The sequence below is a fragment of the Tateyamaria sp. LSS28 genome (assembly GCF_059611725.1).
On the sequence record NZ_JCAPFI010000003.1, the window covers coordinates 467288 to 483584 of the forward strand.

At 58.8% G+C, this 16297-nt stretch carries 15 protein-coding genes; 5 read left to right on the top strand and 10 right to left on the bottom strand.

Annotation, left to right across the window (positions count from 1 at the left end; all coding sequences use genetic code 11):
* Positions 1–51 precede the first annotated feature (51 nt).
* Positions 52–891, top strand: coding sequence for a universal stress protein (locus AC53L6_RS10890; protein WP_299597403.1), 840 nt, complete (start codon positions 52–54; stop codon positions 889–891).
* An 88-nt stretch (positions 892–979) separates the two neighbouring features.
* On the opposite strand, the gene AC53L6_RS10895 is transcribed toward AC53L6_RS10890, so the two are convergent.
* Together AC53L6_RS10895 and AC53L6_RS10900 are read right to left on the bottom strand one after the other, a co-directional pair.
* Complete coding sequence (locus AC53L6_RS10895; RefSeq protein ID WP_299200580.1) at positions 980–1345, bottom strand: nuclear transport factor 2 family protein; 366 nt, start codon at positions 1343–1345, stop codon at positions 980–982.
* A gap of 59 nt (positions 1346–1404) precedes the next feature.
* The gene (locus AC53L6_RS10900) at positions 1405–1788 is read right to left on the bottom strand and encodes a BrnA antitoxin family protein (RefSeq protein ID WP_496907852.1); all 384 of its coding nucleotides are present in this window, start codon (positions 1786–1788) and stop codon (positions 1405–1407) included.
* 189 nt (positions 1789–1977) lie between these two features.
* On the opposite strand from AC53L6_RS10900, the gene AC53L6_RS10905 reads away from it, so the two are divergent.
* The 4 genes from AC53L6_RS10905 (at position 1978) to AC53L6_RS10920 (ending at position 7036) form a co-directional block, all read left to right on the top strand.
* On the top strand, positions 1978–3576 hold the full coding sequence (locus tag AC53L6_RS10905; protein WP_496907853.1) for a peptide chain release factor 3: 1599 nt from the start codon (positions 1978–1980) through the stop codon (positions 3574–3576).
* 4 nt (positions 3577–3580) lie between these two features.
* Positions 3581–4534, top strand: a complete 954-nt coding sequence (locus AC53L6_RS10910) for a glycosyltransferase family 2 protein (protein ID WP_496907854.1) — start codon at positions 3581–3583, stop codon at positions 4532–4534.
* Positions 4535–4537: 3 nt separating this feature from the next.
* Positions 4538–5470 carry a glycosyltransferase family 2 protein gene (locus AC53L6_RS10915; protein ID WP_496907855.1) on the top strand — a complete coding sequence of 311 codons (933 nt, stop codon included), beginning with the start codon at positions 4538–4540 and terminating at the stop codon, positions 5468–5470.
* Between the two features lie 123 nt (positions 5471–5593).
* Entirely contained in the window at positions 5594–7036 is a 1443-nt protein-coding gene (locus AC53L6_RS10920) for a DEAD/DEAH box helicase (RefSeq protein WP_496907856.1), read from the top strand.
* Positions 7037–7087: 51 nt separating this feature from the next.
* On the opposite strand, the gene AC53L6_RS10925 is transcribed toward AC53L6_RS10920, so the two are convergent.
* From AC53L6_RS10925 to AC53L6_RS10960, 8 genes are read right to left on the bottom strand one after another with little or no spacing between them, the layout of a single operon-like run.
* Positions 7088–8758, bottom strand: coding sequence for a ribonuclease J (locus AC53L6_RS10925; RefSeq protein ID WP_496907857.1), 1671 nt, complete (start codon positions 8756–8758; stop codon positions 7088–7090).
* A gap of 4 nt (positions 8759–8762) precedes the next feature.
* Entirely contained in the window at positions 8763–9536 is a 774-nt protein-coding gene (locus AC53L6_RS10930) for a type III pantothenate kinase (protein WP_299200596.1), read from the bottom strand.
* Positions 9537–9549: 13 nt separating this feature from the next.
* The gene (locus tag AC53L6_RS10935) at positions 9550–10299 is read right to left on the bottom strand and encodes a biotin--[acetyl-CoA-carboxylase] ligase (RefSeq protein ID WP_496907858.1); all 750 of its coding nucleotides are present in this window, start codon (positions 10297–10299) and stop codon (positions 9550–9552) included.
* 54 nt (positions 10300–10353) lie between these two features.
* Positions 10354–11790 (bottom strand): NADH-quinone oxidoreductase subunit NuoN, encoded by a 1437-nt coding sequence (gene nuoN, locus AC53L6_RS10940; RefSeq protein ID WP_299200600.1) that lies wholly within the window; start codon positions 11788–11790, stop codon positions 10354–10356.
* A gap of 10 nt (positions 11791–11800) precedes the next feature.
* A complete protein-coding gene (locus tag AC53L6_RS10945) occupies positions 11801–13342 on the bottom strand; it encodes an NADH-quinone oxidoreductase subunit M (RefSeq protein ID WP_496907859.1) in 1542 nt (513 codons plus the stop codon).
* Positions 13342–15468, bottom strand: coding sequence for an NADH-quinone oxidoreductase subunit L (gene nuoL, locus AC53L6_RS10950; RefSeq protein ID WP_496907860.1), 2127 nt, complete (start codon positions 15466–15468; stop codon positions 13342–13344). Before nuoL ends, AC53L6_RS10945 begins: the two co-directional genes overlap by 1 nt.
* Before the next feature lie 6 nt (positions 15469–15474).
* On the bottom strand, positions 15475–15780 hold the full coding sequence (gene nuoK / locus AC53L6_RS10955) for an NADH-quinone oxidoreductase subunit NuoK (RefSeq protein ID WP_039686350.1): 306 nt from the start codon (positions 15778–15780) through the stop codon (positions 15475–15477).
* Between the two features lie 45 nt (positions 15781–15825).
* Positions 15826–16257 (bottom strand): hypothetical protein, encoded by a 432-nt coding sequence (locus AC53L6_RS10960; RefSeq protein ID WP_496907861.1) that lies wholly within the window; start codon positions 16255–16257, stop codon positions 15826–15828.
* Between the last annotated feature and the right edge of the window lie 40 nt (positions 16258–16297).

Genomic DNA, 16297 nt, shown 5'->3' on the forward strand with positions numbered 1-16297 from the left:
CAGGCGTCGCAGTCGCCACATCAGGTTCAAGCACCTGAAACGGAGACATCAATGACCAAGCTGACCTCGATCCTTGTTGCCACAGACCTGTCCATCCGGTCTGATCGGGCCGTGCGCCGGGCCGCGCAAATCGCGCGTGAACATGGTGCTGCGCTGACGGTTCTGACGGTGCTGGACGATGCGATGCCATTGGAGATCATCGACACCCTGCACGCAAAGGCCCGCGCCACGCTGGACCGGTTCGTCACCTCGGTCTGCGACGGGGTGAACGTGACGATCAAGGCCGAACCAGGGGATCCCAGCGCCAACATCATTCGCGCCTGCACGGACGAGGTGGATTTGCTTGTCATGGGCACGCACCGTCAACGCCCGTTTCTGGACGCCGTGCGTGAAACGACGATGCAACGCATCGTGCGGCGCATATCAACACCTGTTCTTCTGGTGACGGACCGGGTCGATCATGCCTATTCCACGATTCTGTCTGCCTGCGACTTTTCCCCGGCCTGCAGCGGCGCCATGCGGATGGCGCACGCCTTGGCGCCCACCGCCACCATTCACCCAGTGCACGCGCTGCACATCCCCTATTCTGGCATGCTGTCGCAGACCAAGGCCGCCGCCGACGCCATCGAAGCGTCGTTCCGACAAGAAGCAGAAAGTGCAGCAAAAGCTTGGATGCGAGGCGAGGACCTGCCATCGGAACAGATGGAGCAACTCGAAATTCTGGCGGGCGTGCCCTACCCCATTCTGCGCCGCAAGGTAGACACCGGCAATGTTGACTTGATTGCCGTGGGTGCCCACGGGCGGGTTGGTGCGGCGCGCAGCCTGCTTGGCTCACTTGCGACCGACCTCATGCGGGAACCCCTGTGCGATGTATTGATCGCAAGACCTTAACCAGCATTACAAAGACTGCTGACAAAGCGCGAGAGACTTCGATGCGCCTCTCGCGCACATCATTGATGAAAGAAACAAACGGGTAAGCTCAGACCGAGTAGAAAAACTCTTCCCGCGCGATCTTACCATCCGCGACCGTATACAGCGCCACTTCCTTCATGTCGGTGACCTCACCACTTTCCTTGTGCTTGGCCTTCAACTCAAAGATCACGGCAAAACGGTCGTCCGGGTGCAGCATCGCATCCGAAACCGAAGCATCCATGACTTCAAACGTGGCTTCCCACCAGTCGTGCTTGCCCCGGATCGCCGGAATACCCTGAACTTCGCGGCCCATGCCATTGTCCGTCGCTTCGACCGAAACAGCATCTGCGGCATAGAGCGCGTCAAGATTGTCCGCCGAGGTGTTGTTGCGGCAGCCTTCGACCAGTTTGTCGGCAATTTCATTTAGCGTCATGGCGATATCCTCGTTGAAATGAATATCCCAACCCTACGCCGCCCTACTGACAGTTTTTGTCACGACGGCTCGGTGATCCCCATGTCCGCATTCTGCTCTTTCAGCCGGCGGTTCAACGCACTCATCTCCAGCGACATGCGCGGCATGGGGTCGTCTCCGATAAAGGCCGTGATTTGACCGCCCATCAATGCAGACCAGTAGATGCGCAAAACATCGTTCATCCGTTGGGAATAATTCGGCCCCAGCTTGCGAAACCACTTCACCATGTCCGCATCCAGTCGAATGGTGACGCGCGTCTTGTGCGGCTTGACGCCATCGAAACTGTCCAGCCCGTTCCAGGCCGCCGGGATCGACTCTTCGATATGCTTGTACCGCATTTCACCCTGATGACGGTCCAACGTGACCATCAAATCCAGTTGGGCTTTGCGCTGGCTCTGGTGCATGTCGTCGGCTCCTGACTTCGATCTGCAAACAGGGCAAGACTGTCACCAAAGGGTTAACGTGCACTGACCGATGCGCGCGTTGGGGGTGCACAGGGGGTGTACGGATGCTGCACGGGGGGTGACACCCTGCTGCTGACCCCGAAACATGCTGCGCTTGCCCCGGTTTAAGACCCCGGATATACGGCGCTCATGTTGGATAACCGCCCTGAATTGCCCCCCGAAATCGCCCGTCGCCGCACCTTTGCGATCATCTCGCACCCCGACGCGGGCAAGACGACCCTGACCGAAAAGTTCCTGCTGTTCGGCGGGGCTATTCAGATGGCTGGACAGGTCCGGGCCAAGGGCGAGGCGCGGCGCACCCGCTCTGACTTCATGGCGATGGAGAAAGACCGCGGCATCTCCGTCTCGGCCTCTGCAATGTCGTTCGATTTCAAAGAGTTCCGGTTCAATCTTGTCGACACACCCGGCCACTCCGACTTCTCGGAAGACACCTATCGCACGCTCACTGCAGTCGACGCAGCGATCATGGTCATCGACGGGGCCAAGGGCGTCGAAAGCCAGACGCAAAAGCTGTTCGAGGTCTGCCGCCTGCGTGATCTGCCCATCCTGACCTTCTGTAACAAGATGGACCGCGAAAGCCGCGACGTCTTTGAGATCATTGACGAAATTCAGGAAAACCTCGCTATTGACGTCACCCCGGCCTCCTGGCCCATCGGTGTGGGCCGCGACTTCATCGGCTGCTACGACATCCTGCGCGACCGCTTGGAACTCATGGACCGCGCGGACCGCAACAAGGTCGCGGAAAGCATTGAAATTAACGGCTTGGACGACCCCAAGCTGGCCGAGCACGTGCCCGAAGCACAATTGAACCAGCTCCGCGAAGAACTTGAAATGGCCCGCGAGTTGCTGCCACCGCTGGATGCCGAGGCGATGCTGCAAGGCACGCTGACACCGATCTGGTTCGGCTCGGCGATCAACTCGTTTGGCGTCAAGGAACTGATGGACGGCATCGCCAACTATGGCCCGCAGCCACAGGTTCAGTCCGCACAGCCCCGCCAGATTTCACCCGAAGAAACAAAGGTTTCCGGCTTTGTCTTCAAAGTGCAGGCCAACATGGACCCCAAGCACCGCGACCGCGTGGCTTTTGTCCGAATGGCCTCGGGTCACTTCAAACGCGGCATGAAACTGACCCATGTGCGGTCCAAGAAACCCATGGCCATCTCGAACCCTGTCATGTTCCTCGCCTCCGACCGCGAACTGGCGGAAGAGGCTTGGGCCGGCGACATCATCGGCATTCCGAACCACGGCCAATTGCGCATCGGCGACACGTTAACCGAAGGTGAAGCTTTGCGTGTTACAGGTATTCCAAGCTTTGCGCCTGAACTGCTACAAGGTGTCCGCGCAGGCGATCCATTGAAGGCCAAGCATCTGGAAAAGGCGTTGATGCAATTTGCAGAGGAAGGGGCGGCCAAGGTTTTCAAACCGTCCATCGGAGCGGGCTTTATCGTTGGTGTAGTTGGCGCACTGCAATTCGAAGTACTCGCCAGCCGGATCGAGCTGGAATACGGGCTGCCCGTGCGGTTCGAACAATCACAATTCACCTCTGCCCGCTGGGTGAGCGGTGACAAACAAGCCGTTGATAAATTTGCGGAAAGCAACAAACAGCATATCAGTCACGACCATGACGGCGACATTGTCTACCTCACGCGCCTGCAGTGGGACATCGACCGCGTGGCCCGCGACTATCCGGATGTGACACTGAGCGCGACCAAGGAAATGATGGTCTGACGACATGACCAACGGGCCGCAAATCCCGGTCCCGCAGCCGGTTCAAACAGACCCGGAAAAACTGCGTTGGGGCATCGTGTCCACTGTCAAAGCGCCGTTGCGCAAGATCGCGGAATTCATCGCCTTTCACCTCGATCTTGGCGCCCAACGCATCCGCATCCATCTGGATGTGCCTGACCTATCCATCGCTGAACGGCTCGCACATCCACGGGTGCGCTTCACGCAATGTGACGACGGGTATTGGCAAGGCAAGCCCAGCCGTGCCTGGACAACCCACCAGAGGCGGCAAATGTTCAATGCCGCCCGGACCTACCGGATGAGCCAGCTGGATTGGCTGATACATATCGATGTGGACGAGTTTATTCTGAGCCCGCACCCGCTGGCCGACTTGTTGGCTGCAGTTGAGCCCGATGCGTCACATATCGAACTGCAACCTGTTGAAATGATGGAAGGTTCTGCAGACCCGCATCACTTCAAACGCCCAGCCTCAAAGACGATCCGACGTACCATCTACCCGGTGTTCGGAGAGCACATCCCCGGCGGGTTCATCGGCACACGTTCTCCAAAAATTGTGGCACGCACCGGGTTGCCAAATGTCCGCCTAGGCATCCACGCGCTGCACCATGCCGGTCAGCCGGTTCCGGGGGCCGCACTGCTTCCGGGTGTCGAACTCGGGCACGCCCACGCTCCCAATTTCGAGACGTTTGAACGGCATTTGGCCTACCGGTTGTCAAAGGGCAGCTACCATGACCGCAACGGTGAAACGAACCTGCGGGGTCACCTGTTCAGGGCTTTGATGGATGACCCGGAACCCGACGCATTGCGCGCATTCCATACCGAGCTTTGTGTCCCTACAAAGGAGCGAATTGCACTTTTAAAGGAACATGATTTGCTTCGGGTGGAGGCGCTGAACCTGGATGCCAAGGTCGAACGTTTCTTCGGAAATCTGGAGGATTGAGGGATGGTCAAGTGGGGTCTCTCAGCAACCATTCTTGCCCCGACCCAAGACATCCTGCGCTTTGCGGCCCATCACATCGAGCTGGGCGCGCATCGGCTCTACATCTATCTGGACGATGACAATCGGGACGCTTTCAACCATCTGAAAAAGCACCCGAAAGTGCGCGTTCAAACATGCGATGCCACCTACTGGAAGCAGCAGGGTGGGCGTCCAGTCAAGCATCAGGTGCGCCAGACAAAGAATGCGACACATGCGTACAACCGGCGGCCCGAGGTGGATTGGTTGATCCACATGGATGCTGATGAATTTCTGGTGCCAGACCAGTCAGTTTCAGAGCGTCTGGTGGCTTTGGACGCCAAACAACACCACGCCCGCGTCCGCCCGATGGAGGTGCTGGGCGGGTCTGACAACGCGTTCAAGGCATATCTGCCACCGGGTTCGAACAGGGCAAAGATCGTACGCGCGACCTACCCCACATTCGGCGCATATGTGAAAGGTGGCTTCCTCAGCCATGTTGCAGGCAAACTCTTTGTCCGCACCGGCCTGCCGGACATCCAGGTCCGCATCCACAATGCCTTTCAAAGCGGCCAGATGTTAGCGAACGCTGTCGAACTGCCCGAGATCGCACTCGCGCATTGTCACTCCAAATCCTGGGAGGCTTGGCGGGCCACCTATGCATACCGGCTCGAAAAGGGGTCCTACCGCGCGGAACTCAAGCCTGCCATGACACCCGAGAAAGGTGGGATGACACTGCACGAGGTGTTCAAGCATCTGGAAGCGACTGAGGGCGAAGATGGGCTGCGTGCGTTTTATGACGAGGTGATCGGCGACAGCCCCGACATGCGTGCCCGATTGCAAGCGCACGGTCTCTTGCGCGAGGTTGATTTGAACCTCGAAACCCTGATGGCCAAGCATTTCCCCAACGCCGCAGTTTGACCTCAAGCAGCGCCTTTGCTATGGACGCGCAGCATGTTGGGGCACGGTGCCCCCTTTGGGCCACTCCGGCTAACATCATCATACGCCGCGGGCCAAGTCAGTGTCCGCAACCAACGGACATACATGACAAAATTTTCTGATCTGAACCTGAATCCAAAGGTGCTGAAAGCCATCGATGAAGCTGGCTATGAAACGCCAACCCCAATTCAGGCGGGTGCGATTCCCGCCGCCTTGGACGGGCGTGATGTTCTGGGCATCGCCCAGACAGGCACCGGCAAGACCGCCAGCTTCACCCTGCCCCTGATCACCGCGCTGGCCCGTGGCCGCGCCCGCGCCCGGATGCCGCGCAGCCTTGTGCTGTGTCCGACACGCGAACTGGCGGCACAGGTGGCCGAAAACTTTGACACCTACGCCAAGCATGTGAAGCTGACCAAGGCTTTGCTCATCGGCGGCGTCAGCTTCAAGGAACAGGACCTGCTGATCGACAAAGGTGTCGATGTGCTGATTGCCACACCCGGCCGCTTGCTCGATCACTTCGAGCGCGGCAAGCTAATCCTGAACGATGTAAAGGTCATGGTCGTGGACGAAGCCGACCGGATGCTGGACATGGGTTTCATCCCTGACATCGAACGCATCTTTGGCCTGACACCATTTACCCGCCAGACACTGTTCTTCTCTGCCACCATGGCCCCCGAGATCGAGCGCATCACCAACACCTTCCTGTCGAACCCGGAACGTATCGAAGTGGCCCGTCAGGCCACCGCATCCGAGACGATCGAACAGGGCGTTGTCATGTTCAAAGGCTCGCGCAAAGACCGCGAGGCTTCGGAAAAACGCAAAGTTCTGCGCGGCCTGATCGATGCCGAAGGCGAAAAGCTGACCAATGCGATCATCTTCTGCAACCGCAAGACGGATGTAGATATCGTCGCCAAGTCTTTGAAAAAATACAAATATGATGCTGCCCCGATCCACGGTGATCTGGATCAGTCACAACGGACCCGCACACTGGATGGCTTCCGCAACGGTGAACTGCGTATCCTTGTGGCGTCGGATGTGGCGGCGCGCGGCCTTGATGTGCCGTCGGTGAGCCACGTGTTCAACTTCGATGTCCCCGGCCACCCCGAGGACTATGTTCACCGCATCGGTCGGACCGGCCGCGCCGGGCGGGCGGGCAAGGCGATTACCATCTGCGTGCCCCGCGATGAAAAGCAGTTCGACGCGGTCGAGAAGCTGATCCAGAAGGAAATCCCGCGCCTCGACAACCCGGTGAAATCGTCCAAACCTGCGGCAACAGAAAAAACCGACGCAGAAGAAAAACCAAAGTCGACACGCAGCCGGTCGTCACGGTCAAAGTCGGAACCGAAAACCGAAACACCTGTCGAAGCCATAACCGAAACCAAGGCAGAAACGCCTCGCGAGGACACCTCTTCGAAATCGCGCAGCCGCTCATCCTCCAGCCGCAGCCGGTCGTCCCGCGATGATCGTGGTGGCAACAAGGTTGTTGGATTGGGTGATCATACGCCCAGTTTCATTGGCCTGAGCTTTGAAGAGCGTATGGCGAGCTGACCATCGCATTCTTATGAAGAAAAAGGCGGGCCTTGGCCCGCCTTTTTTTGTTCAGTGCATCCGACTGATCACAACCGTCACTTCGGGCTTCTTGCCGATCTCATCCTGCGCCGACTTGCGCACGATGCGCCGCAACGCTTCGGTCAAGCTATCATCGTCACGCAAGGTCTTGGCATCTGCCCGCCCAAGGAACTGGCTCAGGTCTTCTTCCAGCACCTCAACCAGCGCAGCATTGCTGCGCCCGGTCTCGGACAGGCCCATCAGTTCACACCATGGCTCACCGAGCGGTTCATCCTCTTCATCCAAGATCAGCGTGACCAGCACATGCCCGTTCAGCGCCATGCGGATACGGTCACGGACCACACCGTCCAACGCACCGATCTGCACGGATCCATCCAGATACGTCCGCCCGGTTTCGATATACTCCGCAACCTTCGGGGCATTGCCGCTCAGGTCAATCATCATGCCATTCACAGCAAGGACACCTGCGCGCCCCTTACCCTCGGTCAGCTTAACATGTTCCCGCAAATGCCGGTGTTCACCATGCATGGGAACAACGATCTGAGGGTTCACGATGTCCTGCAGGCGTTCAAGATCGGGCCGGTTGGCGTGCCCCGATACGTGGTAGAGCCCCGATGAATCATCGACAACATCAACACCCTTTTCGGAAAGCTGGTTGATGATGCGGATCACACCACGCTCGTTGCCCGGAATGGTCTTGGACGAGAACAGGAACAGATCGCCCTCTTTCAGCTCCAACCCCATGTACTTGCCATTCGCCAGTTGGGCTGACGCCGCACGCCGTTCGCCTTGACTGCCGGTGACGAGCAGCATCAGGTTTTCACGCGGGATGTTCTTGGCATCCTCCGGGCTGACAACCGATGGAAACTCCGTCAGGACACCAGTCTCAACGGCGGCCTCAATCATCCGGCGCATGGCGCGACCCAGCAGGACAATGGACCGCCCTGCCCGCTCACCCGCCTCGGCCAGCGTTTTGACCCGCGCGACGTTCGATGCAAATGTTGTGGCAACCACGATCCCCGAGGTGTGGCCACGCACCAGCTTTTCGATCTCCGGCCCCACCGAAATCTCGGACCGTCCGGGATGCGGTGAAAAAATGTTGGTCGAGTCACAGACCAATGCCTTGACCCCGTCCTTGCTGACGTCGGCCCAAAGGTCTGGATCAAAAGGCTCGCCAACAACAGGTGTCGGATCCAGTTTGAAGTCGCCCGAATGGATCACACGGCCCTCAGGGCTGTCGATGATCAGCGCAGCACTTTCCGGGATCGAATGGGACATCGGCAGAAAGCCCACGTGGAAAGGACCCGCATGGACCTGATCCGGCCATCCAGCCACGACCCGAACGGCATCGTCGGGGTGCCCGTGCTCATCCATCTTGCGACGCGCGATATTGGCCGTGAAAGGCCGTGCATAGATCGGTGCGCCAAGCTGGCCATAGGTATGCGCGACGGCCCCGATGTGGTCCTCGTGGGCGTGCGTGACAAAGATACCATCGATGCGATCCTTCCGCTCAGCCAACCAGGTGATGTCGGGCAGGATCAGGTCCACACCGGGCGTGCTGTCCATATCCGGGAAGGTCACGCCCAGATCGACCACGATCAGCCGCTCGGCATCTTCGGGGCCATAGCCATAGACATAGGCATTCATGCCAATTTCACCCGCTCCCCCGAGGGGCAGGTAGATCAAACGTTTACTGCTCATTGCTTCAGTTGTTTTCCTTGTTAAAGCGATGGATGACCGTCAGGCCATGCATCGTCAAATCGTCTTGAAAGTCGTCAAACAGCGGCTCGGACTGCTGAAACAGGGGGGCCAGCCCCCCTGTCGAGATCACGCGCATCTCGCGGGCGCGCTCCGCTTTAATTCGGGCACATATCTCACGAACAAGGCCCACGTAACCCCAAAAGACGCCAGACTGCATACAGGCCACGGTGTTCGTGCCCACAACGGCCTGTGGCTTGGTGATATCGACATGTGGCAGCGCTGCCGCTGCACTATGTAGGGCCTCAAGGCTCAAGTTCACACCGGGTGCGATAACCCCACCGACATAGGCACCGTCGGAGGCCACGACGTCAAAGGTGGTCGCGGTCCCAAAATCCACAACGATCAGGTCGCCGCCACACCGGTCATAAGCCCCCGCCGTGTTGACCAGACGGTCTGGACCAATCTGCGTCCCTTCATCCACGCGCGGCGGTGCTGGCAGTAAACAGTCAGACTTGCCCACAACGTAAGGACGGCAGTTAAAATAGCGGTCACACAGGACGCGCAGGTTAAAGACAACGCGGGGAACCGTGGATGAAATGATGACATCCGTGATGTCCACGTCCAGCTTCTGGAACTCCATCAGGGTCGACAGCCAGACATAGTATTGATCTGCGGTGCGCTGCCATTCGGTCGAGGCGCGCCATGTGGCAAGGAACTCTGTTCCATCCCAGATCGAGAAGACTGTGTTCGTGTTGCCGCAATCGATGGTTAGAAGCATCGTATGCCCCTTTTCAGAAATAGACGTCGCCCGCCGGGATGGTGATCCGGCCCTTGGCCGTCTCTAGAACAAGTTGACCATCGCGGTCCACGTCCATGAAAGTACCGACATGTGTGTCGCGCGTCGTGCGGGCCGTGATAACCTCGCCCATTTTGGCCGCGTGCGCGCGCCAAGCGGTGCGGATCGGATCAAACCCATAAGTTCGGAATTGGTCTTCGTAACGCGCGTAGGCAGCCGCTAGCAAGTCCAGGAAGCTTTCCGGCGAGATATCCGCTCCGAGCGTCGGCTTGAACGCCACGGGCGGCAGCGCCCCTTCTTCTACCTGAGATGCGTCAGGCGCTGCAGCAAGGTTTACGCCCACCCCAATTGCCAAATGAGTGACCCGCGCACCACTGCCAACGCTCTCCAGCAGGATACCGGCCACTTTGCCACCGCGCAGCAGCACATCATTGGGCCACTTCAGAGCGAACACATCCTCTCGACCCGTTGCGGCCACAAACGCATCGCGAAGGGCCAAAGACATGACAAAAGACCGCAAGGCAGCCTGCCCTGGCTCCTCGTCCAACGGCAACACCAACGTGCCAGCAAAGTTGCCGGCCGGCATCGCCCAAGTCCGACCGCGACGCCCACGCGCTGCAGTTTGCTCCAGCGCCAAAAGCCACTCCGGTCCCGCCAGATCGGATGCGATACGCGCCGACTCGCTCAGGGTTGAATCCACCGACGGCAGTACGCGCCGCCCATATCCTGAGGGCCAAGCGGTCATGACTTCCCTGTTTCCAAAAAATCCTCCCCGAAGGGCCGGTGTGTCAAAGGCGCCCTAGTTCACCAAGGTCAGCGCAGCCGCAGCAGCAGCCCCTTCGACACCGAACATGTTGATGATCCCCAGCACCATGACGGCGGCCGATCCCATCAGCATCGCCCACAGGATCGGGGATTTACCGCCGTTCAGGCGCTCTTCATCCGTGTCGCCAAAGTACATGTAGAAGACAATGCGCAGGTAATAGTAGGCACCGATCACGGATGCGATCACACCCGCGATGGCCAACCATGCCAGTCCGCCCTCATAGGCCGCGCGCAGCACATAGAGTTTGCCAAAGAAGCCCAGCATCGGCGGAACGCCAGCAAGCGAAAACAGCAACACCAGCATTGCCAGGGCCTTGCCCGGTTCGCGCTTGGAATACATTTTGAGCGAGTCGATCTCGACCACCGGCTGCCCGTCCTTCTCCATCATAAGGATGAAGGCAAAGGTACCCACGTTCATGGTCACGTAGATCGCCATGTAGACCAACATCGCCTGTACACCCAGTACGGTGCCCGCCGCCAACCCCATGAGGGCATAGCCCATATGGGCAATGGACGAAAACGCCATCAGCCGCTTGATGTTGGTCTGGCCGATAGCAGCGAAGGCCCCAAGGAACATCGACAGCACAGACAACAGCGCCATCACCTGCTGCCAGTCGGCCACCGCGCCGCCAAAGGCGTCATGCATCACCCGGGCAAACAACGCCATGGCTGCCATCTTGGGGGCCGTTGCAAAGAACGCTGTAACCGGCGTGGGCGATCCCTCATAAACGTCCGGTGTCCACATGTGGAAGGGCACAGCCGAAACTTTGAACGCAAAGCCAGCCATCAGGAAGACGAGACCGAAGAGCAGGCCAAGCGACACGCCCTCTTCCGCGACTTGCACAATGCCGGAGAACAGCGTGGTGCCCGCATAGCCATAAACCAGCGACGCACCATAGAGCAGCAAGCCGGAGGACAATGCGCCCAGCACAAAATACTTCAGACCCGCCTCGGTCGACTTCACAGAATCGCGGCGCAAGGACGCCACCACGTACAAAGCCAGCGACTGCAATTCGAGGCCCATATAGAGCGCCATCAGATCACCGGCGGAGACCATAGTCATCATGCCGACCACCGCCAGAACAACCAGCATCGGGTATTCAAAGCGCAGCAGCCCACGCTGCGACATGTAACCTTCGCTCATCAACAGGACTGCGGCGGCGGACACAAGGATCGTGACCTTGGCAAAGCGCGAAAACCCGTCATCAACGAACATGCCGCCAAAGGCGACATTCGTCCCCTCACCCGCAAACCCGATCCAGGCAGCAACGGCCAAGAACACGGCGGATGTCGCCCAAAGCAAAGGTGACGCGAGGCCGTCCTTGGACGTGTAAACCGCCCCAATGAGACCCAGCATGGCAAAGACGCTCAGCAGGATCTCGGGCAGGATGATGGTCAGATCAGCAGACATATCAGCGTCCTTAGTTTTCGGCGAACTGCGTCGCAGCTTCCGCCGCGGCCAGTGCCGTATCGTATTGGGTCACAAGGGCAGCCACCGACGGGCCAATGATGTCGAGGATCAGCGCCGGATACACACCCAGCAGGATCGTCATCACCACCAGCGGGGCAAAGATTGCCCGCTCTCGGCGGCTCATATCGGTGATCGACTTCAGGCTTTCTTTGATCAGATCGCCCATCACCACTCGGCGATAGAGCCATAGTGCATAGGCGGCAGAGAAGATCACACCGGTCGTCGCCACAGCCGCGACCCATGTGTTGACCTGGAACACCGCCATCAGCGTCAGGAATTCGCCGACAAACCCGGACGTGCCTGGCAAGCCCACATTGGCCATGGTGAACAGCATGAAGATCAGCGCATAGGCCGGCATCCGGTTCACCAGACCGCCATAGGCGTCAATGTCCCGCGTGTGCATCCGGTCATAGATCACGCCAACACACAGGAAGAGCGCGCCTGAGATGAACCCGTGGCTAAGCATCTGGAAGATCGCACCGTCCAGCCCCTGTTGGTTGGCGGCAAAGATGCCCATCGTCACAAAACCCATGTGGGCCACCGACGAATAGGCAATCAGCTTCTTCATGTCCTCTTGCACAAGCGCCACGAGCGAGGTGTAGACAATCGCAATCGCCGACATCCATAGCACAAGCGGGGCCATCACATCGGATCCAACCGGGAACATGCCGATTGAGAAGCGGATAAAGCCGTAGCCACCAAGCTTCAGCAGGATGGCGGCCAGCACGACCGACCCGGCCGTTGGGGCCTGAACGTGCGCATCTGGCAACCACGTATGCACCGGCCACATCGGCATCTTCACTGCAAAACTGGCGAAGAAGGCGAGGAACAGCAGCGTCTGCATCCCGCCGACAATCTGAATGCCCAGCAAGCTGAACGTCTCTGTCCGGAACTGGTGGTTCAGCAGCGTCTCGATATCGGTGGTGCCGGCATCGGCATACATCCCGACCATCGCCACCAGCATCAGCACCGAGCCGAGGAAGGTGTAGAGGAAGAATTTGAAGCTCGCGTAGATGCGGTTCGCCCCGCCCCAGATGCCGATGATCAGGAACATCGGGATCAGACCGGCCTCGAAGAACAGGTAGAACAGCACGAGATCCAGCGCCATGAACACGCCCAGCATGAGCGTTTCCAGCAGCAGGAAGGCAATCATGTATTCCTTGACCCGATCCGTCACGGACCACGACGCAGCAATGACCAGCGGCATTATGAAGGTGGTCAGCATCACGAACAGAACGCTGATCCCGTCGACCCCCATCTTGTAGGTCAGGCCCATGATCCACGTGCCCTCTTCCACGAACTGGAAGCCGGTGTCGTTGGGGTCGAATTCGAACAGGATGAACAGCGACGCGATGAAGGTGATCCCCGTCGTGGCCATGGCCACCCACTTGGCATTGCGCTGCGCCGCTTCATCCTCGCCCCGCAGAAACACGGCTAGGATCAACGCTGCCAGCGCGGGCATGAAAGTGGTGATGGAAAGGATATTGTCCATCAGTTCGCTCCTCCGCTGAGCGTCATCCAGGTGACAAGGACCGCGATCCCGATCACCATGGCGAAGGCATAGGTAAAGATGTAGCCGGACTGCGCGCGGCCCGCGAGCCGGGTGAAGAAGGGCACGATGCCCATCGACACGCCGTTGATGGTCCCGTCAATGACGTTGCCATCGCCCTTCTTCCACAGCTTCTTGCCGATCCACATGGCGGGCTGCACAAAGATGAAGTCGTAAAGCTCGTCAAAGTACCACTTGTTCTTCAGGAACAGGTAGAGGGGGCGCTGGTTCTCGGCCAGGCGCTTCGGCAGCTCCGGGTTCTTGATGTAGAACCAGTAGGCCATCAGGAAGCCGATCAGCATCGCGGCAAAGGGCGAGGTTTTCACCCAGTACGGCACCTTGTGGGCGTCATCCAAGACGGTGTTGCCCTCGCCGATGTAGATAGCGCCCTGCCCCGGTTCCCCGGCGAACATGTAGTGATGCTCGTCCTTGGCCTTGCCGTGGTCGTCACCGTGATCATCCGCTTTCGCTTCGTCATGATCGTCCGCCTTGGCGTGATCGTCCCCATGGCTCTCTTCTGCGTAAGGAATGCCGTAGAACTTGGCGACCTGATCCGTGTGACCAAAGAAAGACCCGTACCAGACCATCCCGGCAAAGATCGCGCCCACGCTCAGAACACCCAGCGGAACGATCATCGTCATTGGGCTTTCATGGGCGTGGTCATGAGTGTGCTTGTCGCCCCGCGCCTCGCCGTAGAAGGTCAGGAACATAAGGCGCCACGAGTAGAAGCTTGTGAACAGCGCGGCAATCACAAGCGCCCAGAAGCTGAAGCCGGTGCCAGCCGCATAGGCGCTTTCCACAATCGCATCCTTGGACTGGAAGCCTGCAAAGCCAATCGGGATCTCACCCAGCGTAAAGATCCAGACCGGAATACCAACACCAGTGATCGCCAGCGTGCCAATCATCATCGCCCAGAACGTGTAGGGAATTTTCTTCCGCAGGTTGCCGTAGTTCATCATATCCTGCTCGTGGTGCATCGCGTGGATCACCGAGCCTGCGCCAAGGAACAACATAGCCTTGAAGAAGGCGTGCGTCAGCAGGTGGAACATGGCCGCCGAATACATACCAACGCCCGCGGCCACGAACATGTAGCCCAGCTGCGAACACGTCGAGTAAGCGATCACACGCTTGATGTCGGTCTGAACCAGACCCACAGTCGCCGCGAAGAATGCGGTGGCGGCCCCCAGGAACGTTACAAAGGCCATCGCCTCGGGCGCGAACTCCATCAGCGGCGACATGCGGCAAACAAGGAACACACCCGCTGTCACCATGGTCGCGGCGTGGATCAGGGCCGACACAGGCGTCGGCCCTTCCATCGCGTCAGGCAACCAGGTGTGCAGGAACAGTTGCGCCGACTTGCCCATGGCCCCGATGAACAACAGGAAGGCGATCAGATTCGCCGCGTTCCACTCGCTCCACAGGAAGGTCAGCTGCGTTTGCGCCAGCTCGGGTGCAGCTGCAAAGATGTCGTCGAACTTGATTGAGTCAGTGAGGAAAAACAGCGCGAAAATACCCAAGGCAAAGCCGAAATCGCCAACGCGGTTCACCACAAACGCCTTGATAGCGGCCGCATTGGCCGATGGTTTGCGGTAGTAGAACCCGATCAACAGGTACGAAGCGACGCCCACGCCTTCCCAGCCAAAGAACATCTGAACAAGGTTGTCTGCTGTCACCAGCATCAACATCGCGAAGGTGAAGAACGATAGGTAGGCAAAAAAGCGCGGCTTATAGCTTTCGCCCTCTTTCCACTGCGGGTCGTGGTCCATGTAGCCAAAGCTGTAAAGGTGGACCAGCGACGACACTGTGGTGATCACGATCAGCATGATCGCCGTCAAACGGTCAAGCCGGATGGACCAATCTGTGCTGAGCGATCCGCTTTCGATGAAGCGCAGAATCTGGATCTGCTCGGTCGTGCCGTCAAAGGTCAGGAACACGATCCAGGACAGGATGGCCGACAGGAACAGCAGGCCCGTGGAGATCCACATGGCGGCGGTTTCGCCAAAAATGCGCCAGCCAAACCCGCAAAGCAGCGCGCCAACGAGAGGGGCAAAAAGGATAATGGTTTCCATTGTGACTTAGCCCTTCATCACGTTGACGTCTTCGACAGCGATGGTGCCGCGGTTGCGGAAGAAACAGACCAGGATGGCCAGACCGATGGCGGCCTCAGCCGCGGCGACGGTCAGCACGAACAGGGTGAACACCTGCCCCACAAGGTCATCCAGGAAGGACGAGAAGGCCACGAGGTTGATGTTCACCGCCAGCAGCATCAACTCGATGCTCATCAGCAGGATGATCACATTCTTGCGGTTCAGGAAAAGCCCGAAGATGCCAATGACGAACAGCGTCGCCGCGACGGTCAGGTAATGCTCAAGTCCTATCATGTCGTCCCTCCGCGGTGTGCCCCCGCTTGTCGTCTGTTGCAGGGCTCAGCCCAGCATGAATTCCGTCTTGTCACCCCGAACCTCGGGGTAGAGTGCGGCGCAGGCGCAAGGCTCTGCTTCCAGCGTGATGATGTTGATGTCTCGCGCGATGCCATCCAGATCGGCGGCGATGCGGTCAAAACTGGCAAAAGCCCGTGCCCCGCTTTCGTGGCGATCAATCACAGCCAGCGCCTTGTCGGTCCGGTCAAAGGGCAAACGATTGCCCATGTTCTCTTCTTGCGTACGGAAGCTCAGAGCTGTGCCGGGCGCGCAATCTACAACCGAAAACGACGTCGCCGTCCCTTCCTGGCTCCACCAGTCACGCCACATCACGCGACCCTCGCCCAGATCGACGTGGTCAGCCTGACCGCCATGCGAGATATGCGTGGTGCGGTCACAATCGGTTAGGGCCAAGGCAACGGCCTCACCACCAAGCATTGCGACAAATGCTGCAAGATATATGCACCGTTGAATCAAG